Source organism: Lysinibacillus sp. GW823-FHT06C08 (assembly GCF_058795135.1).
Window position 1 is genome coordinate 1 of the sequence record NZ_JBXAHN010000005.1, and the last position, 25,496, is coordinate 25,496.

The 25,496-nt window shown below is 37.7% G+C and carries 25 protein-coding genes; 16 read left to right on the plus strand and 9 right to left on the minus strand.

The window, feature by feature from the left end; genetic code table 11:
• The first annotated feature begins 188 nt into the window (after positions 1-188).
• The 3 genes from AC1Q6O_RS13055 (at position 189) to AC1Q6O_RS13065 (ending at position 2,909) form a co-directional block, all read left to right on the plus strand.
• On the plus strand, positions 189-1,142 hold the full coding sequence (locus tag AC1Q6O_RS13055; protein ID WP_342529900.1) for a hypothetical protein: 954 nt from the start codon (positions 189-191) through the stop codon (positions 1,140-1,142).
• A 136-nt stretch (positions 1,143-1,278) separates the two neighbouring features.
• Complete coding sequence (locus AC1Q6O_RS13060; RefSeq protein WP_008181660.1) at positions 1,279-2,394, plus strand: M20/M25/M40 family metallo-hydrolase; 1,116 nt, start codon at positions 1,279-1,281, stop codon at positions 2,392-2,394.
• Between the two features lie 26 nt (positions 2,395-2,420).
• Positions 2,421-2,909, plus strand: a complete 489-nt coding sequence (locus AC1Q6O_RS13065; protein ID WP_239355197.1) for a chemotaxis protein CheW — start codon at positions 2,421-2,423, stop codon at positions 2,907-2,909.
• 135 nt (positions 2,910-3,044) lie between these two features.
• Here the strand turns inward: AC1Q6O_RS13065 and nspC are convergent, their stop codons facing one another.
• The 3 genes from nspC to AC1Q6O_RS13080 all read right to left on the minus strand — a co-directional run bounded on the left by nspC (position 3,045) and on the right by AC1Q6O_RS13080 (position 5,769).
• The gene (gene nspC, locus AC1Q6O_RS13070) at positions 3,045-4,184 is read right to left on the minus strand and encodes a carboxynorspermidine decarboxylase (RefSeq protein ID WP_025116106.1); all 1,140 of its coding nucleotides are present in this window, start codon (positions 4,182-4,184) and stop codon (positions 3,045-3,047) included.
• The gene (locus AC1Q6O_RS13075; protein WP_008181665.1) at positions 4,181-5,410 is read right to left on the minus strand and encodes a saccharopine dehydrogenase family protein; all 1,230 of its coding nucleotides are present in this window, start codon (positions 5,408-5,410) and stop codon (positions 4,181-4,183) included. The genes nspC and AC1Q6O_RS13075 overlap by 4 nt, the downstream gene beginning before the upstream one ends.
• 227 nt (positions 5,411-5,637) lie before the next feature.
• On the minus strand, positions 5,638-5,769 hold the full coding sequence (locus AC1Q6O_RS13080; RefSeq protein WP_008181667.1) for a hypothetical protein: 132 nt from the start codon (positions 5,767-5,769) through the stop codon (positions 5,638-5,640).
• A 281-nt stretch (positions 5,770-6,050) separates the two neighbouring features.
• Between AC1Q6O_RS13080 and AC1Q6O_RS13085 the strand changes: the two genes are divergently transcribed.
• The 3 genes from AC1Q6O_RS13085 (at position 6,051) to AC1Q6O_RS13095 (ending at position 9,347) form a co-directional block, all read left to right on the plus strand.
• Complete coding sequence (locus AC1Q6O_RS13085) at positions 6,051-7,766, plus strand: methyl-accepting chemotaxis protein (protein ID WP_342529895.1); 1,716 nt, start codon at positions 6,051-6,053, stop codon at positions 7,764-7,766.
• Positions 7,767-7,868: 102 nt separating this feature from the next.
• A complete protein-coding gene (locus AC1Q6O_RS13090) occupies positions 7,869-8,597 on the plus strand; it encodes a tetratricopeptide repeat protein (protein ID WP_237068870.1) in 729 nt (242 codons plus the stop codon).
• Between the two features lie 117 nt (positions 8,598-8,714).
• Entirely contained in the window at positions 8,715-9,347 is a 633-nt protein-coding gene (locus AC1Q6O_RS13095; RefSeq protein ID WP_008178185.1) for a LysE family translocator, read from the plus strand.
• Between the two features lie 29 nt (positions 9,348-9,376).
• Here AC1Q6O_RS13095 and AC1Q6O_RS13100 read toward each other — a convergent pair whose 3' ends face one another.
• Entirely contained in the window at positions 9,377-10,429 is a 1,053-nt protein-coding gene (locus AC1Q6O_RS13100) for a Cj0069 family protein (RefSeq protein ID WP_107922539.1), read from the minus strand.
• 165 nt (positions 10,430-10,594) lie between these two features.
• Positions 10,595-11,512 carry a DMT family transporter gene (locus AC1Q6O_RS13105; protein ID WP_107922538.1) on the minus strand — a complete coding sequence of 306 codons (918 nt, stop codon included), beginning with the start codon at positions 11,510-11,512 and terminating at the stop codon, positions 10,595-10,597.
• A 107-nt stretch (positions 11,513-11,619) separates the two neighbouring features.
• Here AC1Q6O_RS13105 and AC1Q6O_RS13110 point away from each other — a divergent pair, with 107 nt between their 5' ends.
• Complete coding sequence (locus AC1Q6O_RS13110) at positions 11,620-12,513, plus strand: AraC family transcriptional regulator (protein WP_492401444.1); 894 nt, start codon at positions 11,620-11,622, stop codon at positions 12,511-12,513.
• Between the two features lie 108 nt (positions 12,514-12,621).
• Positions 12,622-13,662, plus strand: a complete 1,041-nt coding sequence (locus tag AC1Q6O_RS13115; protein WP_492401445.1) for a beta-carotene 15,15'-monooxygenase — start codon at positions 12,622-12,624, stop codon at positions 13,660-13,662.
• 47 nt (positions 13,663-13,709) lie between these two features.
• Here AC1Q6O_RS13115 and AC1Q6O_RS13120 read toward each other — a convergent pair whose 3' ends face one another.
• The gene (locus AC1Q6O_RS13120; protein ID WP_008178191.1) at positions 13,710-14,174 is read right to left on the minus strand and encodes a hypothetical protein; all 465 of its coding nucleotides are present in this window, start codon (positions 14,172-14,174) and stop codon (positions 13,710-13,712) included.
• Positions 14,175-14,437: 263 nt separating this feature from the next.
• Here AC1Q6O_RS13120 and bioD point away from each other — a divergent pair, with 263 nt between their 5' ends.
• From bioD to AC1Q6O_RS13145, 5 genes are all read left to right on the plus strand, one after another.
• Positions 14,438-15,142, plus strand: coding sequence for a dethiobiotin synthase (gene bioD, locus AC1Q6O_RS13125; RefSeq protein ID WP_089986278.1), 705 nt, complete (start codon positions 14,438-14,440; stop codon positions 15,140-15,142).
• Entirely contained in the window at positions 15,123-16,499 is a 1,377-nt protein-coding gene (bioA, locus tag AC1Q6O_RS13130; protein WP_239355193.1) for an adenosylmethionine--8-amino-7-oxononanoate transaminase, read from the plus strand. The genes bioD and bioA overlap by 20 nt, the downstream gene beginning before the upstream one ends.
• Positions 16,492-17,085, plus strand: a complete 594-nt coding sequence (locus tag AC1Q6O_RS13135; RefSeq protein WP_096365335.1) for a biotin transporter BioY — start codon at positions 16,492-16,494, stop codon at positions 17,083-17,085. Before bioA ends, AC1Q6O_RS13135 begins: the two co-directional genes overlap by 8 nt.
• On the plus strand, positions 17,082-18,077 hold the full coding sequence (gene bioB / locus AC1Q6O_RS13140; RefSeq protein WP_008178199.1) for a biotin synthase BioB: 996 nt from the start codon (positions 17,082-17,084) through the stop codon (positions 18,075-18,077). The genes AC1Q6O_RS13135 and bioB overlap by 4 nt, the downstream gene beginning before the upstream one ends.
• A 377-nt stretch (positions 18,078-18,454) precedes the next feature.
• Positions 18,455-18,577 carry a hypothetical protein gene (locus tag AC1Q6O_RS13145; RefSeq protein WP_008178200.1) on the plus strand — a complete coding sequence of 41 codons (123 nt, stop codon included), beginning with the start codon at positions 18,455-18,457 and terminating at the stop codon, positions 18,575-18,577.
• Positions 18,578-18,622: 45 nt separating this feature from the next.
• On the opposite strand, the gene AC1Q6O_RS13150 is transcribed toward AC1Q6O_RS13145, so the two are convergent.
• Entirely contained in the window at positions 18,623-19,210 is a 588-nt protein-coding gene (locus tag AC1Q6O_RS13150; protein WP_043990450.1) for a LysE family transporter, read from the minus strand.
• A gap of 116 nt (positions 19,211-19,326) precedes the next feature.
• On the opposite strand from AC1Q6O_RS13150, the gene AC1Q6O_RS13155 reads away from it, so the two are divergent.
• Positions 19,327-19,881, plus strand: coding sequence for a helix-turn-helix domain-containing protein (locus AC1Q6O_RS13155; protein ID WP_492401449.1), 555 nt, complete (start codon positions 19,327-19,329; stop codon positions 19,879-19,881).
• 45 nt (positions 19,882-19,926) lie between these two features.
• On the opposite strand, the gene AC1Q6O_RS13160 is transcribed toward AC1Q6O_RS13155, so the two are convergent.
• Positions 19,927-21,090 carry an aminotransferase-like domain-containing protein gene (locus AC1Q6O_RS13160; protein ID WP_107922534.1) on the minus strand — a complete coding sequence of 388 codons (1,164 nt, stop codon included), beginning with the start codon at positions 21,088-21,090 and terminating at the stop codon, positions 19,927-19,929.
• Positions 21,091-21,219: 129 nt separating this feature from the next.
• Here AC1Q6O_RS13160 and AC1Q6O_RS13165 point away from each other — a divergent pair, with 129 nt between their 5' ends.
• Positions 21,220-22,617, plus strand: coding sequence for an aminotransferase-like domain-containing protein (locus AC1Q6O_RS13165; protein WP_492401451.1), 1,398 nt, complete (start codon positions 21,220-21,222; stop codon positions 22,615-22,617).
• Between the two features lie 610 nt (positions 22,618-23,227).
• On the opposite strand, the gene AC1Q6O_RS13170 is transcribed toward AC1Q6O_RS13165, so the two are convergent.
• Complete coding sequence (locus AC1Q6O_RS13170) at positions 23,228-23,773, minus strand: helix-turn-helix domain-containing protein (RefSeq protein WP_089986283.1); 546 nt, start codon at positions 23,771-23,773, stop codon at positions 23,228-23,230.
• A gap of 149 nt (positions 23,774-23,922) precedes the next feature.
• Between AC1Q6O_RS13170 and dsdA the strand changes: the two genes are divergently transcribed.
• The gene (dsdA, locus tag AC1Q6O_RS13175) at positions 23,923-25,302 is read left to right on the plus strand and encodes a D-serine ammonia-lyase (RefSeq protein WP_008178207.1); all 1,380 of its coding nucleotides are present in this window, start codon (positions 23,923-23,925) and stop codon (positions 25,300-25,302) included.
• Positions 25,303-25,496: the final 194 nt, after the last annotated feature.

The following is a 25,496-nucleotide window of genomic DNA, read 5'->3' on the forward strand; positions in this document are numbered from 1 at the left end:
AGATTTTTTTGTGAAATGAACAAAAAACCCCGAATAGGGTCACTTTTTAAAGTGTCCACTATTCGGGGTTCAGTTCAGCTATACAGTTACTAGGCTTTTTATTCCCAAAAATTAGTATGTGATATTATCAATGAAAATTGAAACATTTTTCCTTGTCATCCGTACTGATATATAAGGAGTTGATATGAATGGAATGGAAGCAATTACAAAAAGAGCAGGAAAAGATTCATACACAACTAAGAAAAGCGGCAAGGCTAAACGAGCAGGGACAGTTAATTGACAAGCAGATTGAGCATACACAACAGGAAATAGACAAACATTTTAGTACACTCAATCAAATTCGGTCCAAACTACATAAATTAGAGGGTTTCTCATTTATGAATATGATTCGTACTTGGACGGGGCAACAAGATGAATTACGGGCTGAAAAAATTGATAAAGCAGCCGTGCTTGAATTAAAAATTAAAGAAGTGAAGAAAATACAGACGGATTTAAGCGAAGATAAAGTTCAAATAACTCAGAAATTAGCTCATATCAATACAATAGCCTTACAAGATGAGCTTCGAGAAATTCACGCAAAACAGAAGGTCTATTTACAAATCCATAATCCTGCACAGGCAGAGAGATTGGAGCATTTAGCTCAGGAAAAAATGCACACGAAGCAACTCATTACTGAAATTCAAGAAGCAGAAGGAGCAGGGGAGGTAGCTCTGACAAAGTTGGGGCAAGCAGCTGCGTCACTTCATTCGGCCAACGAATATTCGACTTGGGATACTTTCTTTGGTGGTGGAGTAATCGCTACACACTTAAAGCATGGTGCACTTGATCAATCAGAAAATTACATACATAGTGCCCAAATTGCGTTGCAACGTTTTTACAATGAGTTATTAGATGTTCATGAGATGTCTACAAAGACACTACAAGTCGAAACAGATGGTTTTGTTAAATTTGCGGACTACTTCTTCGATGATCTTTTTTCAGCTTGGTCGGTCCATTCCAAAATTTCAACCGCAAGAGAACAGGTTTCACGTGTCCAAGATGATGTACATAATACAATTTGGCGCTTACAGGATAAACATAATAAAGCAGCGAACTATTTACAAACAATCGAACAAGAACAAGGGGCCATTTTCAATGCGTAAGTTCAGTCTGAGATTAATTTCTCAGACTTTTTATATGGGTAGTATTGTTGAATGATTTCAACTCTTCTGACGTTGTGCTAAAATAATACTTATACTATAACGTGGAAAATCACGTAAACTAAGGGAGTTTTACAACATGACAAGTCGTTTAGTGGAAGAGTTTTTTGAGCTCGTTCAAATTGATTCAGAAACAAAATATGAACAAGAAATCGCACCAATTTTAGTCGATAAGTTATCAGCACTTGGATTTACAGTAGTCCAAGATGACGCCCATACACGTAACGGACATGGTGCAGGCAATATTATTGCCACATTAAAAGGCACATTAGATGTAGAGCCGATCTATTTTACTTCTCATATGGATACAGTTGTTCCTGGTAAAGGCATAAAGCCATCATTACGCGAAGACGGTTATATTGTATCGGATGGCACAACGATTTTAGGTGCGGACGATAAGGCTGGACTTGCAGCACTACTAGAAATGGTAAAACGCTTAAAAGAGCAAAATATTGCTCACGGAGATATTGAGTTTATTATTACTGCTGGTGAAGAAAGCGGTCTTGTTGGTGCCAAAGAATTGGACCCTTCTATTATTAAAGCAAAATATGGCTTTGCTGTGGATAGTGATGGCAAAGTTGGAGGCATTGTGACAGCAGCACCGTTCCAAGCGAAAATTTTCGCGAAGATTATCGGCAAAACTGCGCATGCTGGAGTTGCGCCTGAAAAAGGAATTTCAGCTATTACAGTTGCATCAAAATGTATTGCACAGATGAAGCTAGGTCGATTAGATGAAGAAACAACAGCCAATATTGGTCGCTTTGAGGGTGGACAGGCGACAAATATTGTTTGCGACGAAGTTACTATTCTAGCTGAAGCGCGTTCGATTGATAAAACAAAATTAGATGCTCAAACAAAGCATATGCAAGAGACATTTGAACAAGTAGCTGCTTCATTAGGGGCACGAGCTGAAGTTGAAGTGAAGCTTATGTATCCAGGTTTCCGTGTAACCGAATCAGACAAAGTCGTTCAAGTGGCAATGGCAGCGGCACGCCAAATTGATCGTACACCTACATTAGGTATTTCAGGTGGTGGGTCCGATGCAAATGTGATTGCAGGCTTTGGTATCCCAACAGTTAATTTATCAGTTGGGTATGAGGATATTCATACGACGAATGAAAAAATACCCGTTGAAGAATTAGAAAAATTAGCAGATTTACTAGTTGAGATCGTCAAAGAATCTGCGAAAAAATAATAGTCGAATTTGAAGGGTGTGACCATATGGAAAGTGTAAAAGCAGTAGTTTTTGCTTGTGGTACAGAGGAATATGCAGTGCCTGTAGAGCAAGCGATTTCAATTGAAAAATTAGAGCAGGTAACACCTATTCCTCATTTACCTAACTATCTTTTAGGTTTTACAAGAATTCGTGGGGAACTTGTGCCTGTTCTAGATTTTGAACGAATATTATATAATCGCACTTCCAATACAGCAACTGCTCGGGTGATTGTATTGAATACAGATGTTGTTAACTATGGGTTGCTTGTTACGGAAGCTCGTGAAATTCTTGATTTAGATGAGTCTATACTTCAACAGCTAGGACTTGTGAATTATAGTAAAACTCGCTATTTTACAGCTGTGGCTAATCTTGAAAACCGAATGATTACGTATGTTGACCCAAAAATACTCGTCAATTCATTAGAGGGTATTCGTGAAATTATCAATTATTTACACAAAATGCTTGAAAATGAAAAAGAAAACGTAGAGGCTTAGGCTTCTACGTTTTTCTTATGTTCAAATAGTATGTAATGTTGGGACAAGGCGAAGGCGACGTATGAACAGATTCCAAGACTACACAGCTATAAAAAGAAGCCCTTCCTGCAAAAACGGAAGGGCTTTGTCGCCTTCTTAAGAAAGACGACCACTGTAGTCTTCAAATTTAAATTCACGAATAATTTTAATACCTTCTTCATCATTGTAAGAAACGATAGAAGGCAGGTTAACACCGTTAAACATATGGTTTTTTACCATTGAATAATGGGCCATATCCGTAAATACAAGACGATCTCCTGGTTTTAATGGCTGTTCAAATGAATAATCACCAATAACATCACCAGCAAGACATGTTAATCCACCTAAGCGATATGTGTGGGCAAATTCATTAGCTTGACCAGAACCAATAATCATTGGACGGTAGGGCATTTCAAGTACATCAGGCATATGACATGTTGCCGACGTATCTAAAATTGCAAGATCCATCCCATTTTCTTGAATATCAAGCACAGTAGCTACTAAATAACCAGTATTAAGTGCTACTGCTTCACCTGGCTCTAAATACACAAGCAGGTTATATTTTTCTTGCACATAATTAATGATGTTCACAAGCTTCTCTACATCATAATCTTCACGTGTAATATGGTGACCACCACCGAAATTCAACCATTTCATTTGATGTAATACATCACCAAATTTTTCTTCCACTACTTCAATAATACGCTCTAGCGTATCCGAGTTTTGTTCACACATTGCATGGAAGTGTAAGCCATCAATGCCGTCAAGTTGGGATTTATCGAAGTTAGCCAAAGTCGTTCCAAGACGGGAATTCGTATAGCAAGGATCGTAAAGAGCTGTTTCAATTTCAGAGTACTCAGGATTCACACGAATACCACATTCAATTGTTTTACCAGTAGATTTTACTTTATCCTTGAACTGAGCCCATTGGTTAAATGAGTTAAATACGACGTGATCCACATAGCCTAGAAGCTCGTCCATTTCATGCTCAATATAAGCAGGTGCATAAACGTGTACTTCTTTGCCCATTTTTTCATAGCCAAGACGTGCCTCATGCAGGGAGCTGGCTGTAATGCCTGCTAAATATTCCCCTACTAGAGGGAAAGTTGAATGCATAGAGAACCCTTTAAGGGCTAGTAAAATGCGGCAGCCTGTACGATCTTGAATTGATTTTAAAAGCTCAAGATTTTTTGTTAATAATCGCTCATCCACTACATAAGAAGGGGATGGAACTTTTGAAAAATCAATTGGTTTCATCGGCTTAATTCCTTTGCATCTAAATCAAGGTCTAGTAACTCTGGGTTATGGCTTTCTTGCCATGGTAGACCCCATTTATTTAATGCATCCATGAATGGATCTGGATTGAAATCTTCTACATTCCAAACACCTGGTTTACGCCATTCGCCGTTCATCACAAGCATTGCACCAATCATAGCTGGCACGCCAGTTGTGTAAGAAATTGCTTGTGAGCCCACTTCGTTATAGCATTCTTCGTGGTCACATACGTTGTACACATAATACGTTTTTTCTTTGCCATCTTTTAGACCGCGAATGATACAACCGATATTTGTTTTACCTTTTGTACGTGGTCCTAGAGAAGCTGGATCTGGTAATACCGCTGTCAGGAAGTGGATTGGTTGAATCATTTTACCTTCAAATTCGATCGGCTCGATTGATGTCATACCAACGTTTTCTAATACTTTTAAGTGTGTTAAGTATTTTTCAGAGAACGTCATCCAGAAGCGGATTTGTTTTAAACCTTTAATATTTTTCGCTAGTGATTCAAGTTCTTCATGGTATAGAAGGTAAATATCTTTTGGTCCAATTTCTGGTAAGTTATACACTTCTTTTTTCTCAAGTGGTGCCGTTTCAACCCACTCGCCTTCTTTCCAGTAACGACCATTCGCAGTAATTTCACGAATGTTAATTTCTGGGTTGAAGTTTGTTGCGAAATGATAACCATGATCTCCTGCGTTTGCATCCACGATATCGATATAGTGGATTTCATCAAATTCATGTTTTTGCGCATGAGCAGTGAAAACGCCTGTTACACCTGGGTCAAAACCGCTACCAAGTAATGCAGTTAAGCCAGCTTTTTCAAACTTCTCTTTATAAGCCCATTGCCATTTATATTCAAATTTTGCCGTTTCAGGTGGCTCGTAGTTTGCAGTATCCACATAGTGCACACCTGTCGCTAAGCAAGCATCCATAATCGTTAAGTCCTGATAAGGTAGGGCAACGTTAATCACTACATCTGGTCCGAAAGCTTTAATAAGCTCAATAACCTCTTCTGTATTATCTGCGTCTACCTGTGCAGTATGAATTTTTGTTTTTCCGCCGTCTAGTTTTTCTTTTAGAGCGTCACATTTTGAAACAGTTCTACTTGCGATACAAATTTCCTCAAATACGTCCGAATTTTGAACACACTTGTGTACCACAACACTGGCAACTCCGCCAGCTCCGATAATCAATGCTTTACCCAATTGTCTACCCCCAAGTTCATAAAAGTATTGTCAAACAAGCTGATTATACAGAAATTTGATATAGTACTCAATCATTGTTTTAAAATTTTCTACAAAAAATTTAATTTTTCTACATCAATTAGACGTAATCAGAAGAAAATAGCTTGGAAAACATGAAAAAATCCCTTTTCTACAAAGGTAGCAAGGGACATCATTGCTTGAAACATTAGAACATCATTTCACTCTTTTTATTTTAAAAATCGACTGGATATTTGTTGCTTTTCATCTCCCCATACATAAAAGAAAATCACAAGTAATGTACTTAAAAATCCCATCACTAGTGCATACGTACTGAGGGCTACATGTACTTGGCTTTGCACGGCATAAATGAATATAGCTCCTATTGTTAGCAAATTTCCAGTAATAAGCGATACAAAATGAAAACGTTTATTTATTGTAAGCCCCCCTTTGTAGATGAATGATTGAATGCCTCAAAATAAAGTTAGTCCACTTCAATTATCGCATAATTCAGAACTTTTATCCAATACTTTTATTTATAGGAAAAATTAAAGATGCTTTTTTAATACATCTTTTTATAGTATGATGAGAAAATAAAGGGAAAATTCATAGATTATTACAAGAAAGGGGGAGAAGATGAATCGTGAAATTACGAAATTCATTAACTTTTCAACTTGGAACGATTATCGCTGGTATTTTAGTAGTCATGTTAGGGATTACATCGTTCGCTACATACATAACTGCTTACAATAAACTTTATGATGCTGCTGGTGTGGAGGCATATGGGTGTGCCAATATTACAACTGGTTTAATTGCTCCTGAACTAATGGACAAGGCCATGCGTGGCGACCAGGCAGCTCAGGAACGGATTGGGAATGACTTAAACTGGACAACCGGACACAAAGATATTTTTCAAACTCAATATATTCTGTCCCTTGACGGTACATTGTTAGCGCTGGACGACCATTTAGCCGAGAAAGGATTTGCCCCTGGGGATTCTTTCTATTTGGATCAAGAGGCGATTGATAGGTTGTTACAAGATAAGCATCCAACTTACTCTCAGCCCTATACGTATGCTGACATGGATCGCTTATCGGGCTATGCGCCCATTTTCAAAGACCACGATTCAAGTAAAGAAATCATTGCCATCAGTGTGATCGATTTTGACGCCAATATTGTCAAAGAGCGTACATGGGATGTTGTGCGAAGTGGGATATTAATTAGTATTTTCCCTATGCTGATTGCTTCAATTATTACAGGGTTTTTAATCCGTCGAAAAGTGAAGCCAATTAGTGTTCTCATTCAACAGGCCAAAGAAATTGCGAATGGCAATTTAGCAGTAGCTGAAACAAAAGTAAATAGCAAAGATGAGGTGGAGGATTTAGCGAAGACATTAAATCGTATGACCGCTAGCCTGCAAAGTATGATCATGACCATGCGTTCTACTTCTAATACACTTGCTAATAATGCAGATGAAACCGCTTGCACCTTAAACGAAATGACAAATACCATTCAAGAGGTCGCTCATAATATCGAAGAGGTAACAAGCACTGTGACGGCAGGCATGCATCATGCTGAAAATGCTACCGAAGTGCTTACCTCCTTAGCAGATGACTTGCAGGTAATCCAGTACAATGCTACGGATAGTGCTAATAATGCACGAGAAACAATGAAACTAGCAACAGAGGGAGAAAGGCTAGCCAAAGACATAAATAATGATATGGCATCGATTCAAAGTGGATCAGATGAAGTGAAGCATACTGTTGAAAACTTAGTTACGTCTGCTGCTAAAATACAGGCAATTACAACATCTATTGCTGGTATTGCATCACAAACAAATTTATTAGCACTGAATGCTTCTATCGAAGCGGCTAGAGCAGGAGAGCAAGGAAAAGGCTTTGCGATTGTTGCTGAGGAAGTGCGAAAGCTAGCAGAGCAGTCCAATGCAGAAGTATTACAAGTTGAACAGCTTATTAAGGATATGATGAAACATGTTCAACAAGTAATGTCGTCAACGAATGATAATACGCAATATATTGAAAAAGGAACAGAGACTGTCGGTTTAACAGCACAATCGTTGGGAAATATTTCAAACGCTGTAGCGAAGACCGTTGAGGAAATTATAAGTATTTCTCATGCAGTGACTGCTGAAAATGAAAAGTCAGCTCGAATTGTCCAGATGATACAACAATTAACTGAATCCATTAGAGACATCGAAGGAGCCATGAATAGAATTACTTTAGCAGCTCAGCAAACAACAGCAAGTATTGATGAGGTTGCACAAGGTTCGAATGAAACGACCCATATGGCACATACACTAGAGCAACACGTAAAAGCATTTAAATTAAAAGAATTGTAGAAAAATTAGAATAAGTTAGCTTTTGCTTGCGTGTCTAAGATGGTACACTATCAATAAGATTTTTCTTTTGGTGAAGGTGAGGATTTAGTGGTGGTAAAACAAATGGATGAGCAAGTACAGCAAATGAATGACTTATTTTTAAGTGGTCAAGTAAAAGAGAGTTATCGGCTAGCAAAGGAGATACTTGCCAACCAGACAAATTTAGAAGGTGAGACCCATCAGCTTATTCAGCAACATGTTGCATTACTCGAGGCAAATGGATATGCCAATATGCCCGAAACGACTGATGAAAAAGTCATACAAAGTGCCGAGCGTACAGATGGCTCGTACCCAGAGCGAGATGTTCTTACAGCCTATATCGGTACTCAAGATGATGAACAGTTTGGGAAGGTAATTGACGAATTATTAGCCGGACCCATTGAAGCACAGGCAAACGCGTATTATACGATGGCTGAATACTACGTTCTTACTAAAGAACAGGACAAAGCAATGGTACAATTTGCGGAGGCAATCAAATTACAGCCTAACAAGGGTCTCTATTGGGGTGCTTTTGCTCAATTTTTAAATCGTCATGAGGGGAGCCCTTATTTAGCACTTAGACTCATTGAGGAAGCCATACAGCTGGATGGTATGAATCCTCGCTGGCACTTTATTCAAGGGAATATTTTTTTACAGCTTGTAGCTGCTACGAAAAATTTAAGCTATTTACCTGCTTTAGAAGAGGCTTGGGAAAGAGCTAAAAAACGCTGTTCTACCAAGCAAATTACCTTGAAAATGGATCTCGTGAAATCAAATGATATGTTAAGACAATGGAAAAAACAAATGCTATAAATCTAGAAAAGAGATGTTCAAACTATTAATAATTATTTACTTTTGAGTATATTTATGCTATTATGAATGTATAAACGGACGTATGAAGCTTATCGATGACATGAAAGAAGTGTTTTTTTGAGTTTATATGTAGCGTATGTATTAGTGGGACTTGCCATTGCCATGCCTGTAGGTGCAATTACAGTCGAAATGACAAAGCAAGGACTCAAAAATGGTTTTCTGCACGGCTGGGCTGTAGGGCTTGGTGGCATGACCATTGACATCGTATTAGTTTTTGCCTTGTATATGGGATTAGCCTCCATTTTGGCTATGCCTATGGTACAGCTTCCGATGTGGATCATTGGAGCGGGCTTTTTATTCTTGTTAGGCTATGACTCTATTAAGAATGCCGATCATGATATTACATTGGCAGGAGAAAAAGTAACCAAGTCCTTTTTTGCCTCTTATTTTAATGGATTATTGGTAGCGATCTCCCCTGGTAACCTTGTTTTTTGGGTCAATGTATTCGGCGTGGTTCTAGCTAAATCTTATGGACAAGGGGAGCAATCAAGCTTTTTAATTATTGCTGCAGGCGTTCTGAGTGGAATTTTACTCCACGATCTTGGTTTACTAACCATTGTCTCAGTTACGCGTAAAGCCATGAATCGTAAAATGATTAAAACATTTACGATTGTCGCAGGATTCTTGTTAATTGGCTTTGCTGGATATTTTATATATGAATTTATACAAGCAATTAAAATTTATATATGAAAAGTGCGATCACTCAGATCGCACTTTTTTTATGATGGTGAAACGACTGTTGACTGCTCTTGGAGACAGGCCAAAATTTCTTCTGCTACTTGATGTGCTAAGGTAAGCTCTGACGTAAAGCCCACACAAGAACAATTCATTTCACCTAATATATAGCAATCTGCTCCAGCTTCATCCGTATCTAACATAAAATCAGCTGTCCAGATTAGTGGTAAGTCATAACCCCCTAATAGGCTCGTTACTTGAGGGAGTTGCGATAAAAAGTTTTCGACCAGCTCTTGCCAATCCTTTGGTGAATCATAGCGATATTGTGCACCTGAGAATAATGTTGCACTAAAGGCATCCTCAGTATTAGCAGGTTTTTTATGTACCACGTGAACAGGGTGATTGCGCAACATCAATAAGCGAACTTCACCTTCTGTAATACGAGGAAGAAAACGCATATCGATCAACATACCATTCAGTCCAGTAATATAGGGCTCACAGAATGTCATAAAGTCTCCAAGCGACCAATATTCAACATGATTATCTTTCGCTTCCGTACATTTAATTTGTGCATCTAGTGGAACTTCAGTCATTCCTTCAGCTAGAGGTTCTACTAATTTTACACGCCAAATACCTTCACCTGTAGAACCACGATTTTGCTTCAGAACACGTTCTGTTAATGCTAGTGAAGTAGGAAATTGCGCTTTAAATGCCTCAATCGTATAATAGGCGAACGTATCATCAGGTACTAAATTAGTAGCAATCAGCTTGGATAATACATCTTTAGAGCCATAGCTAATCATCGCATCGGGATGTGGCATGCCCATTACGCCGACTTGGCAAAGTTCTCGGAGCATCGCAAAATATTCTTCTTCATGTTGTAAATTGCCAGGGTTTATACGTGATACATAGGCAGCACCATGTTCCTTCACGTAGTCAAAAATTTGCTGTTTTTTTGCATTATCAAAAAAAAGCACCTCTGCATCTTGTCCACGTTGCTTTAAAGCTTCCACCATCGGCATTGTATCTGGACGATAGCCATCTGGTCCTTTATCTGTGCCACCCTCAACCTCGAAAAAAATAACTTTTTTATTCATCAATAATACCTCCTTTTTTGTTTGTCATTTATTTTCAGTATAGTAGACAAACAAGGAGAAAAGATATATGAAATATGTAAATTTTATGTATAAATTTATATAAACCAATATTTAATATAGGAGGTATTAACTACATGAAATTAGAAAAATCAGATATTTGGGTGTTTAAGCCTGTTTCTTCTGAAACACTGTGAGATATAGAATCATTAGAAGAATGAGCAAAGTGCCAATAAATTGATAACCTCCAAAGCTTATTTTTAACCACCATACACTTGTGATGACGGCCATTAATGGTTCTAAACTACCTAACAAGCTTGACTCCTTTGGGGATAAATAATGCAAGCTAGCAATATAAAACCAAAAAGCTAGCATGGTGCCGAATATAATAATAAAAAGAAAATAGGCAATCGTAGAAAATGTCCAGTCTGATACATCAATAGCCCATGGTGGATGGAAAAAACTCATAACGATTCCCCCAATGATCATGGACCAACCTACAACAAGTAAGGAATGAAATTGCTGGAGAAGTGGAACTGCATATAGTGTATAAAAGGCAACTGAAAGTCCTGATACTACACCCCAGAAGACCGCCATAAAAGGAACTGACAGTGTTGAAAAGGACCCATTTGTTAATAATAAAAAGGTTCCCACAAGCGTAAGTGTAACAGCAATACTATCCTGTTTTGTCAGCGGGCTTTGCTTAGATAAGAAGTAATACGCCATAATGAACAACGGTGCTAAATATTGTAGAAGCGTGGCTACTGCTGAATTTCCAATAGAAATAGACATCATATACGTATATTGGACAGCAAGCATGCCGAGTAAACTAAATAGAAGTTGTCTCATTGCATTTTGTTTTGTCCGCCACATTACAAATATTGACCCTTGTCGATGGGTTATTTTATATATTCCTATGAGTAATAGACCAGACAAAAGTAGACGACTAGAAACTAGCCATTCTACAGCTATTTGCTCCTGCTGAAACAGTCTTTGGGCTACGGTTCCACCGATTCCCCAAAAACTTGCCCCGAGGATAACTAGTAAAAAACCGAGGGACCGATTTTTTGGGATGATTTGATTCATGGATGAACATCTCCTAAACTATCAATATAAAGTGATTATAAGCGATCCATAAACCAATAAATATCGTGTTAACATGTTAAAAATATCAATATATTGAGGTGATGAGAATGCCTTTAACACATATAAAAGTTGCGAAAGATTTACAAGAGCTAACATTGCATGGATCGAAAGAATTTCCAGTTGCCTTGTATGAAACAAAAATGAGCATGGATAGTATGGATTTTCTACCGCTTCATTGGCATAAAGAAATTCAATTTGTATATCTCAAAAGTGGACGTGCTAAGTATCGGATAGGAGCGAATGTTATAGTTTTAGAGGAGGGGGAAGGGCTATTCATCAACGCCTCACAATTACATGAGGCAAAGCCATTTCAAATGGAGCAGGCTATTGTTTACTGTATAAATGTAGATCCTATAATCATCGGAGGACATGAAGGCAGTATTTTTATAACTAATTATGTTCAACCTTATTTAACGAATCAGCGACTGCCATACGTCAAGCTTACAAAGGAGCTATCACAAAAAGTGGCATGTATGGCTGAGATTTTGCGAGAGCAAGATGCCTTTTATCAACTAAAAGTATGGAGAGAGCTGCTATACATTTGGGAATTGATGTTAACCCAATCTTTGCTAACTGAAGAGATTATGGACCCCTCGATCATCGTGCAACAAGAACGGGCTAAAGTGATGCTGAATTTTTTACATACGCACTATCAGCAAAAAATAACGTTAGAGGATTTAGCGAAGCATGTGTATGTAAGTAGGGCTGAGTGTAGTCGTTATTTTAAGAAAATAATTGGACTGACACCTTTTACTTATTTATTACAATATCGACTGCGCAAAAGTATTGAATTATTGAGGGATGACGAGCAAACCGTCACAATAATAGCTGCCAATACAGGCTTTAGTACAGTCAGCTATTATATTGAGAAGTTTAAAGAATATACAGGCTATTCACCACATGTTTATCGCAAGAAATTCCTGCAAAATATTAAATTGTGAAAAAATCTTGAACGTAAATGGAAAAAATATGATTATTTATGCCTGTAATCTATACATGATTCACCATTTACAATAAAGTGAAATTAATAGTATGTGGGGGGCGTTAGAATGATGGTTTTAAGGAAAAAGCAGCATATATGGCTAGCCTTTTTATTCATCGTGTTAGTCAGCAATTATACGCTTTATAATACGGGGCTTGGTTCTTCCATCTTGCCAATTGAAACAAATGGAGTTGTCCTAGGTTCCCTTATTGATTTAGTAGTCATCATACCTGTATTATGGATGCTTTATAAAGGGAAGTTTTCATTAAAGCAAGCCATTTTATTAGCCGCAATTGGCTGTCTTGCCGCACGTTTTATCATTCCGATAGAGCATCTTCAGCCTTTTGTCGCAGTCACGTGGGCAGGCTTTGCCATTGAAGGCATGGTGATCGTATTGGAAATTTTTCTCATTGCTACCCTTGTACGCTATTTGCCAAGGGTTCTTGCCGATGTACGCGCCAGTTCATTACCAGATTTATTTTCATTTTCAAAAGCTGTGGAAAAACAAATACCGCAGCATCCTGTCATTCAAATGGTTTGTTCCGATTTACTTGTCCTTTATTATGGATTTGCTAACTGGAAGCGACAAGAACGACCCGGTTTCACTTTGCATAAAAATTCAAGCTATATCGCTTTTCAACTGATGATTATCCACGGTATTGTGATTGAAACAATTGGCATTCACTGGTGGCTACATGAGAAGTCTATGATCCTTTCCATTATTTTGCTCATTTTTAATGTGTATTCAGTCATCTTTTTTATCGCAGATATGCAGGCGGTTCGATTAAATCCTGTATACGTAACAGACGAGACAATATATATTTCGCTAGGTTTAATGAAGCGTACAGAAATCGACTTTAATAAAATTGAAGAGATCGTAGAGGATAAGGTACAGTTAGAAGGAAAATTATCAAAGGATACGATAGATTTCGTGGCACGTGATTTTGGTGAAGCTTATCCGCACGTTATTTTAAAAATGAAAGAGCCAGTGGAAGTGACCTTTATGTTAGGCATTAAAAAAAGCTATCATCAAGTAGCGATTAAAGTTGATCAGTCACAAGAATTTAAACAAATGCTTCAACTAAAAATGTCAAAGCATTTTGCCTAAATATATGTATCGCCAACGTTTTGAATAAAAACGTTGGCTTTTTTTATTTAATCAAGGTCTGCGATTGCTTGTAAAATATCATCGCGGATGGCTTCCCAAAATTGCAGTTGAACCGAGTCGCAATACGTATAAAGCTCTTTATGCTGAATGTGATCGTATAGTGCGGCAATGTCTTCTTGATGGAAGGATAGTCGATGGTTTAGATTCGCTCGTTCTTCCTCCAAACAAAATAATTTATAGATATCAGCCAGGCGCTCCAGTTTGGCTAGTTTCTTGGTCATCGCCTCATATTGTTTTTGATGAAAACGTCCTACTGCAGAGGTCATCGAAATTTTTGCACGATGTTCCGACTGAAGACTACGACACTCCTCCTGGCGAATAGCTACACGATACCAAAATTCATAGCGAGTCGGTAATTCTCTTAGTTCATAGGTAAGCAATGATTTTAAAATTGTATGCACTTGTTCATATGTATCAATGCTTTTCTCTGCGTCTTTAAAAATCCCAAACATACAACCACCCCCATATAGTGTAATACTACACAGCTAGATAAAACTCCTTTCATTTAAGAAGTATCTCCTACTTTATTTTATGAAAAAACATATTAAGTTGGTGCATTCCTTGAAAGGTCTAACTTTTCAAGGAGCTATGACAAGATTTTGTTATTTTTGTACAAGTTTCTGAGAAATTAAAGAATAGGCATTTACAAAAAGAAAATAAATGTGTTAACTTTTAAAGTGTCTTAGGTTAACTTAAAAAGAGGGGGAGGTTAACAATGCAACATTTTTGGGTTGTCGGTACTGATACAGATGTTGGTAAGACGATTGTCACCACATTGTTGATGTGTCAATTGCAAAGGCTGGGGTTGAAAATTACACCTTTTAAGCCTGTGCAAACAGGAGAGGTATACGACAATTTGCATAGCTATTATGCTGATACGGCTATGTATGAGAAGTATTCCTTGCAAGCTTTAAATAAAGAGCATATGAATGGCTATTCGTTTAAGGAAGCCGCATCGCCTCATTTTGCTGCTCAACTGGAGGGACAGCAAATTGATGTAGAAAATCTTTTACAGCGTATTCAATGCTTACAAGAATCCTACGATGTCGTTATAGCTGAGGGAGCAGGTGGATTGTTTGTGCCTTTAGATGTTCAACAAAGCATCACACTGCTCGATGTCATTGTGAGTAGCAAATTGCCAGTAGTGCTTGTTACTAGGACATCCCTTGGGACCATCAATCACACCTTGTTAACGATGGAGGCATTGCAATCACGCCAGATTGATGTTCTTGGCATTGTTTTTAATGGTGACACGGGCAGTATGATGGAACAGGACAATATAAAAACGATTTTACAGTATCACCCTTTGCCCTATGCGGTTATTCCACGTCTTCAGGACATTTCACAGCTAGTGAATATCAACATTACACACACAACATTATTTGAAAGGCTTTATGGAAATGATACGAGAAATAACTGACTTACAAGCTAGAGATTTACAGCATATTTGGCATCCGTGCTCGCAAATGAAAGATTACGAAGCATTTCCGCCAATCGTCATAAAAAAAGGACAAGGTGTGTGGCTTTATGATGAGCATGATAAACGCTATTTGGACGCAGTTTCCTCATGGTGGGTAAATTTATTTGGACATGCCAATCCGCGGATCAGTCAAGCCTTAAGTCATCAAGCCTTTACGTTGGAGCATACGATTTTTGCTAATTTTACACATGAACCGGCTATTCGGTTAGCTGAAAAACTAGTCGCTTTAGCACCACCTGGTTTACATAAAGTGTTTCTTGCGGATAACGGCTCTTCTGCCGTTGAAGTGGCATTGAAGATGAGCTTTCAATACCATATGCAAACTGGAAAACAAACAAAGACTAGATTTCTAGCGTTTACAGATGCGTATCATGGTGAAACCATTGGTGCTTTATCTGTAGGAGGGGTAGGACTGTACAATGAAGTATTTGAGCCACTTTTATTGGATACTGTACGTGCCCAGGGGCCGGATTGTTTCCGTTGCCCGTTTCAGAAAGTACCAGAAAGCTGTGACGCACCATGCAGTCAATTCGTAGAAGAACAGCTCAAGGTGCATCATGAGGAAATCGCGGCAGTTATTATAGAACCACTTATTCAGGCAGCAGCAGGGATGAAAATGTATCCACCCATTTATTTAAAACGGCTTCGAGCATTATGCTCACAATACGATGTTCATCTAATTGCTGATGAAATAGCTGTTGGATTCGGTCGTACAGGGACAATGTTTGCCTGTGAGCAGGCGAATATCACACCTGATTTTATGTGTTTATCCAAAGGCATAACAGGCGGCTATTTACCATTATCCGCTGTCCTCACAAGTAATGAAGTGTATAACGCATTTTATGATGAATATGGGACAATGAAAGCATTTTTACATTCTCATAGCTATTCTGGTAATACATTGGCATGTCGTGTGGCGCTGGAAGTATTAACAATATTTGAAGAAGAGCAAATAATGGACATGATTCAACGCAAGGGGCAACAAATGCGAGAGCTAGCAATGGCAGCATTTGATGATATGCCTTATGTGGGTGAGTACAGACAAGTTGGTTTAGTGGGGGCTATAGAACTTGTTGCAGACCGTCAGACGAAGGAGCCATTTGCCAGTGAAGAACGAATTGGTTACCAAATTTATCAACAAGCACTAGTAAAAGGTCTACTCATACGACCTCTTGGCAATATTTTGTATTTTATGCCACCTTATATCATTTCAAATGAAGAAATGACGTTCATGATGAATACAACGAAAGAAACGATTGAACAATTTTTCAAAGATAGGGGGGAGGAGGTTGATTAAACGTTATTCTACATTAGCATTAGTCATGATTGCCATGTTCGCTGCATTAACGGCGATCGGGGCGTTTATTAAAATTCCATTACCGATTGTCCCGTTTACTTTACAAATTGTTTTCGTTTTTTTAGCAGGATGTTTACTAGGTAGTCGCAATGGATTATATAGTCAGCTTGTTTATATCGGTGTTGGCTTAGTAGGGCTACCTGTTTTTACTCAGGGCGGAGGCATTACTTATGTATTACAGCCCACATTTGGCTATCTTATTGGCTTTGCTATTGCCGCCTATGTGATTGGAATGATTGTTGAGAGAATTGAAAAGCCAACGAAAAAGCATTTTATTGGGGCGACAATTTTGGGGCTTTTCATTGTATATGCTATAGCTGTTCCATATTTATATATAGCTTTAAACTTCTGGTTAGATTTGAAAACAAGCTGGTCACATGTTTTTGTTGTTGGCTTTGTAAGCAGTATCATTGCTGATTTTGGCTTAGCTATTTCAGCCGGCTTATTAGCAGAGAAATTGTATAAAGTATTTCATTCAGCTAGAAGAGAAAGTATTTCTCAAGGGGAAGGGGAGACGATGATATGAATTTTTTACAGGTAGCACAGGAAGTAATTGATGGCAAAATCATTAGCAATGAGGAGGCACTTGCTATTTTAAATAGTAAGGATGATGAGCTATTACAATTGATGGATGGTGCCTTTGCTATTCGTCGGCATTATTATGGTAAAAAAGTAAAGCTGAATATGATTATGAATGCTAAAAGCGGCTACTGCCCAGAGGATTGTGGCTATTGTTCTCAATCCTCTAAATCAACAGCACCTATTGAAAAATATCCTTTTATTACGAAAGAGGAAATCTTGGCTGGTGCGAAACGAGCATTTGACAATAAGATTGGAACGTATTGTATTGTGGCAAGTGGTCGTGGGCCGACAAGGAAGGACGTCAATGTCGTAAGCGAGGCAGTTGCTGAAATTAAAGAAAAATATGGCTTGAAGGTTTGTGCCTGTCTTGGCTTGCTAAAAGAAGAACAGGCACAGCAATTAAAGGAGGCGGGGGTGGATCGCTACAACCATAATTTAAATACCTCTGAGCGTCACCATTCCTTCATTACGACTTCACATACGTATGAGGATCGTGTCAATACGGTAGAGATTGTTAAAAAACATGGTATCTCCCCTTGCTCGGGCGCCATTATTGGGATGAAGGAAACTCGGGAGGATGTCGTCAATATTGCGCGTGCCCTCCATCAATTAGATGCAGATTCGATTCCTGTTAACTTTTTAAATGCGATTGACGGCACAAAGCTGGAAGGGACAAGGGACTTAAATCCACGTTATTGTTTAAAGGTCTTGGCATTATTCCGTTACATCAATCCAACAAAGGAAATTCGAATTTCGGGTGGCCGTGAAATCAATCTCGGCTCTCTACAGCCACTGGGCCTTTATGCAGCGAATAGTATATTTGTTGGGGATTATTTAACAACTGCAGGCCAGGAAGCCAATAGTGATTATCGTATGTTGGAGGATTTAGGCTTTGAGATTGAATTAACGCAAAAGCAAGAGGCAGCATTTTGTTAGGGCTTTAGAAATAAAATCTACTAAAGAGAACCGTGCACTCGTACGGTTTTTTGCTTAAGATGGATACAGTTGTAATGATGATGGATAAATAGAAAGAATAAAAGCCGTAATGCAATGGATAGTGAGTGAAAAATGACGGATAAACCTAACATCTCAAACCGGTTTTATACCTAAAAAATAAAGAAATTCACAAATTGTTCAATGAAAGCGGTTTGAAATTGAACAGTTTGTGAAGACCTTCACATAAAGCTTTCTTTTTCATAAATTCAGCGTAAAATAAGAATCAAGTAAGGAATTGTTGTAAAACAGTTGACGAGTAGTGTCACAAATTTTAGTGATTGTTATAGTACAAAAAATAAGAGAAGGGAGCTTTTTACATGTGGGTTATTACAGTATTTGATAAAAAGGATGTTCGAATTTTTGAGTATGCAAACAAAAATGAGGCAACAGAGGCTTTGGCGAAATTCAAAAAAAATGCGGTTTTAACATATACAAAATAAAAGTTCTTTTTTAACTACAGCCCTCGACAGTTGAGGGCTGTTTTTTTAATGAACAACAATTGAAAAGGCACTATATACAAGTAATAAAGCCATGATGATATTAAACAATTGTCGATGCTGCTGCAATACCTTTTGGAAAACAGACCCACATAATGCCCAACTAAATGTACTAATGATCCCAATGAAGCCTAAAAAGAGGGAGAATAGTAGATAGCTTATGTAGGAAGAATTATAAGGAAGGATGTAGGTAGCAACTACGGTAATCCCAAATAGTATTCCTTTTGGATTGATAAATTGTAAGAAGGTTCCTATAAAAAATAAGTTCCGTCTTTCTTCTACGTTGTTGCTTTCCTCCTGTTCTTTGCTTGTCACAATTTTAAAGGCTAAGTATAGCATATAGCCAACACCAAAAATGGTTAAGGGTAATTTAATGGTCGGTAAAATATTTAGCATGACGATGTTGAAAAAGCTGCTCAGAGCAATAATGATAAAAAATCCAATTCCCACACCAAAACAGAAGGGCAACGTTTTTGATAAGCCATGCTGTTTGGCAAATACCATGGCCATAAAGTTGTTAGGGCCAGGAGTGAAGCTTGTAATCGTGATAAAAACTAAAAAGGAAAATATAGGCAAGGACCATCACCACTTTCAATTTGTATGTTATAATGTCCGAAACAGACATTATAACGTTGTTTGTTTTATTATACATAACGTGCGTTATATTGTATATATTTAAAAGGAGATTAAATATGGATGATATTCAACTGATTTTTGCTCGAAATTTAAAGGCTATTCGTGAGAGAGAGAAATTAAGCCTAGAGAAGGTATCGCAACTAAGCGGGGTTAGTAAAGCCATGATTGGACAAATTGAAAGAGGGGAGTCGAGCCCAACATTAACTACCATTTGGAAAATAGCTAATGGGTTAAAAGTTTCTTTCACAGAGCTTATTCATCAACCGCAATCAGAGATAGAGCTCATCTTAGGCAATGACATTCATGCATTAGAGGAAGATAACGGGAAATATATCGTCTACCCTCATTTTCCTTTTCAAAAGGATAGCCGCTTTGAAATTTATAGTATCGAGATAAAGGGGAATGGAACATTACACGCTGAGGCGCATAGAGAAGGAACGGAGGAATATTTAACCGTTTTTGATGGGGAATTAATCATTCGAATACAAAGTAAGGAATATCGATTAGCAAGCGGTGATGCCATCCGTTTTAAAGCTGATCGCCCCCACACATATATCAACCCTGGGAAGACTTTAACACGTCTCAGCATGACCATATACTATCCACATTAATAAACCGTATAAACGCCTTCAAAGCGTTTATACGGTTTCATTTTTTTACAGTATACTTGCTAAACGTTTAATACCCTCGCGGATTACTTCAGGTGTTGCATTTGTATAGTTTAAGCGCATTGTATTCACGTTCGTTTTCGATGTATAGAATGGATCACCCGGCACGAAGGCAACCTTTTGTTCCATCGCTTTATGGAATACATCAAGGGCTGACGTACCATCCTTCATTGTTGCCCAAATGAACATGCCTCCCTCAGGTCGTGTGTACTCAACATGGGCAGGGAAAAACTCTTGCATCGCATCTAGCATCGCTTCTGATTGATTTTTATATAAGCTAATTATTTTATTAACATGCTCCGTGTAATCATTACTTGCTAAATAATCATAGATAACATATTGCGAGAAAATATTCGTATGAAGATCAGAAGCTTGCTTAGCTGTTTCGATATGCTGTAAAAGCTCTTTATTTTTTGTAATGATAAAACCAAGACGCATGCCAGGTGTGACCGTCTTAGAGAAAGAACCTAGTAAAATACTATTTTCTAATTTACCAGCGCCGATATAAGGAAGTGGCTCGCCTTGGAAACGTAGCTCCCCATAAGGATCATCCTCAATTAAAGCAACATCATACTTGGCAACCAATTCGTATATTTGCTCACGCTTTTCTTTCGAGTATGTGAGACCCGTTGGATTTTGGAAGTTTGGAACTGTGTAAATAAATTTTACATTTGGTTGTTGTAGGGCTTGCTCTAATTCTTCCAGATTAAGACCATCGTTTTCTAGTGTTACCCCATGAAAGGTTGGTTCAGCTAATGTAAAGGCTTGAATAGCCCCTAAGTAACCAGGCTCTTCGATAATAATGCCATCGCCCTTATTAATAAGTACTTTACCAATTAATTCAAGTGCTTGCTGTGAACCTGTTGTAATAAAGACGTCGTCAGCATGGATATCAAGCCCGTGGACACGTTGATACTTCGCAGCAATGTACTCACGTAATGGTGCATAACCTTGAGTTGAAGAATATTGAAATAGACGGCTACCATTTTTTGTGATAGCTTGATCTACTGATGCTCTTAATGCATCAATTGGGAAAGAGATTGGGTTTGGAAGCCCACCTGCAAAGGAAATGACATCCTCTGCATCTGTCACTTTCAAAATATTTCGAATAAATGAGGATGGAGTATTTAAGATTCTTTCAGAATATTGCATAATGATCGGTCCTTTTTTTCTGATTTTTTAAAAATTATATCATTGTCATCGGTTGCATACAATATTATCATTGTATGCAAGACAATTAAACTATTGTATGCAAATTAATAGAAAGAAGGCGCTTTGCGAATGCCTATTAATTCATTTGATGCGTATCCTATGAGTTGGAAGCCAGATATTAGTAATAGCACGGCTCCATTATATATAGCCATTGCACAACAGCTAGAGCTAGACATTAAAGAAGGAAGGCTAACGCCAGGAACAAAATTGCCACCGCAACGCGAATTAGCAGATTTTTTAGATGTGAATTTAAGCACGATTACACGTGCATTTAAGCTCTGTGGACAAAAGGGATTAATATATGCCTCGATTGGTAGTGGCACATTTGTTTCAACGGATGCAGCTAGCAATAAAATTTTATTACCATCAAACCGTACGACACCGATCATTGAAATGGGCTCCGTACTACCAGATAACTTTGTCAATGAGGACATTACTCGTTATATGAAAAAAATGGTAGGTGAACCTAGCTTTACTAAACTATTTCAATATGGGCGACCTGAGGGTAACGCTTGGCAAAATGAGGCCGTGCTCAAGCTCTTCGAATTGGTAAATTTTCAAACAGATCAGCCCATTTTGCTTGGAGCTGGTGGACAAAATGCCATTGTTGGAACACTTGCGGCATTATTCCAGCCAGGCGATCGAATTGGGACAGATCCTATTACTTACGCTGGGGTGAAAACTGCTGCCAATATGCTAGGTATTCAGCTTGTCGCTATACAACAATGCCAGGGTGAGATGACAAAAGAAGGACTGCTGTATGCTTGTAAAAATGAACATATTAAAGGCATTTATGTCATCCCTGATTTTCATAATCCAACTACACATACGATGTCGGTAGAAACAAGAAAAATGATCGCAGAAGTAGCAAGACAGAGAAATTTGCTTGTCATTGAGGATGCAATTTATAGCTTTCTTAAGGAAAATCCATATGCTCCGATTGCTTCCTATGCACCAGAAAAAGTGATCTATATTGCTAGTCTGTCGAAAACAATCTCACCAGGGCTGCGACTATCCTTTATCGTCACACCTCCTGCATTTCGTAAAAAAATAATGGAAACTCTCTATAATATCAATATATCAGTCTCTCCAATTATGCTAGAGCTTGCAGCAAGATTGATACATGAAGGAGTTGCTCAAACCATATTGGAAAAACATCGAGCATATGCAAAACAACAAAATGCACTTGTTAATCATTATTTAGCAGAGTATCACATTTTAGGTGACGAGGAATGTATTTTCAGATGGCTCCTATTGCCAGACAAATTCACAGGCGTACAATTTGAATTGCTGGCCTCAAAAGCGGGTGTACAGGTCTATGCTGCAGAACGCTTCGCAGTCGGCAATGCAAAGCCAGTGAATGCTGTGCGTATGGCTATAGCAGCTCCAGAGTATCAGTTGGAGCAAGCATTAATCATCTTAAAGGATATTCTCGAAAGTAATGGTGACTATACATTTGTTGATTAATCGTCTTTAAGTCATACGAAGAGGTATAGAGATATTAATGAAGAGTGCGTGATTCTTAGGTGGGCAAGTCTATTGCAATTGTAGGAAACCTAAAATTTTAAGTGCGCTAGGCATTACATAACTATGACTATCCATGAGGAAAAACATAAAAGTCCGTAGACAAACTCTTAAAATGTTAAGTTTGTCTACAGACTCGTTTATGTATTGACAGTCAAACTTATAAATCTAGCCTATAATAATATTCATGAGTTGTCATGTCCCCTGTAAAAGTGTTTACTTTCCTAGTAAACGTAAACCCATAAGATGTATATAATTTTTTCGATTTGCTCATACATAAAGAAACTTATTAAAACCTCATCATTATAAGGGGACATAGGATGCATATTTGAAGAATACACAGATTCCTTTAAAGATACAGCATTACTACATATAAATTCTTCGTACAATGTAAGTTGCCATTTTTATTACTTGTTAACTCACAAACCTCCATATAATTTTTTTGGTGATTTCACTAATTGAACTTACCATGCTAACTCCTTCTATATTCAAATTTGTTTAGGTGAGACAAAAATATTTTTTGTTCGTATTCATACATATCTCTTTTAATGTTTTAAAAAATAGGAGGAGTAACAGAAAATAATACAACTGCCACTGTATTAGAATTATTTTCCCATTTATGCTTCAAATTTGCTGGTATTTTCACACTATCACCAACTTCTAAAAGATATTCTTCCTCACCCAAATAAATTTTTATGCTTCCTTCTATAATAACTGCTATTTCCTCGCCTCTATGATCCAAAAGTTTCTCTGAAGAAGACGTATAGGGTGGAACGGTCAAAATGGCTGACGCCAAATTACCTGTGAAATCGGGTGATAATAACTCATAGGACAAGTTATCTACAATCATTTTCTTACGTTTATTGGATCTCACTATTAAAGCCTCAGTGTTTGTTTCTTCCATAAAAAAGCTAAATGTTGGAACATCTAAAGTTTTTGCTAAGACTTTTAATGTTTGAATGGATGGATTCGCTAGACCCCGTTCAATTTGGCTTAACATGGAAGGGGTAATGCCAGCTAAAGCTGCTAATTCTCTATTAGTCAAATCCTTCATTTTTCTGTATTTCTCAACTTTCTTCCCAATATCAATATTCTCCATTTTGAAACTCCTATCGTATGAATTAAAAATTATTTAACATTATTAAATTTTATTTAACGGGAACAGCAAATGTGTTAAACTTTATTAAATATTATTTAATTATATTTTATAACTAGAACTACTACAAGAAAAATGGGGGGATCAGCTAGATGATGAAAAAAGATAAACAAATATGGAAAGAACAATATCCAATATTCGATAAGCTTACAGTAATGGAGGAAGTATTTTGGATAAATCCGAATATGGAGATTTTCCAATCAGGAATTAAAAAATCCCCTCTGAACGAAGCGGATGTAAGGGATGCGGAGGAAAGGTTGGTACGCTTCGCCCCATATATAGCGAAGGTTTTTCCTGAAACGGAAGGAACAGCGGGAATGATTGAATCTCCTCTAGTGGATGTTCCTGCCATGAAGCAATCATTACAGAATACTTTTCAGCAGCCAATTTTAGGTGATTTATTACTGAAATGTGATAGTCATCTTCCTATATCTGGATCTATCAAAGCTAGAGGGGGGATTTATGAAATTCTCAAACATGCAGAGAATTTGGCTATTCAACATAATTTGTTAACGGTCGATGATGATTATTCAATTTTGGCTAGTGAGAAGTTCCGATCTTTCTTCTCACACTATTCTATTGCAGTAGGCTCAACTGGGAATCTAGGACTGAGTATTGGTATTATAAGCTCAAAATTAGGCTTTAATGTGACGGTTCACATGTCAGCAGATGCTAAGCAATGGAAAAAGGACTTGCTCAGAAATAGTCATGTCACTGTTATTGAATATGAAGCTGATTATAGTAAAGCAGTAGAAGAAGGTCGAATTCAGGCAGAAAAGGACCCAACATGCTATTTTGTGGATGATGAAAATTCACATGATTTATTTTTAGGCTATGCAGTAGCTGCGTCACGCTTAAAAAAACAATTAGATGATCTGAATATAATGATAGATAAACACCATCCTTTAATGGTTTACCTTCCATGCGGTGTAGGTGGCGGTCCAGGGGGGATAGCTTTTGGCTTGAAGCTATTGTTTGAAGATAATGTTCACTGTTTCTTTGCTGAACCTACTCACTCTCCTTGTATGCTACTCGGTTTAATGACAGGACTGCATGATCAGGTTTCTGTGCAAGAGATTGGCATTGATAATGTAACAGAGGCAGATGGACTTGCTGTAGGAAGACCCTCTGGATTTGTTGGTAAGACTATAGAACCTTTTTTAAGTGGTAATTTTACTGTTAGCGATGAACAATTGTATAGGTTACTTAAGGACCTTGTCGATACTGAAGGCATTCATTTAGAACCATCAGCACTAGCTGGTATGTTAGGACCAATAAAATTATATAAAGAGGGCACTGATTATTTAAGCAAGCTTCATTTAACAGAACAATTAATGAAAAACAGTACACATATTATTTGGGGAACTGGGGGGAGCATGGTTCCGGAAGATATCATGAATCAATATTATCAAAAAGGTTTGAAGTTGGCGCTAGAAAACAAAATTGATGGATCAGACATAGTTTCTCGATAAAAAAAGTGCTGGGCCTTTTCTATATAAATAAGCAATTTTTTGCAACTGAACATGGCGATCGCTATGTCCAGTTGCTTTTTTTAGATTTATTTGGACAAGAGTCGGTAGATTGTTGTCCTGTTTTGATGATAGCGCTGGCTGAACAGGTACTTGTATCTATAAATTCTGAAATTTTAGAAAAAATAAATAACTGT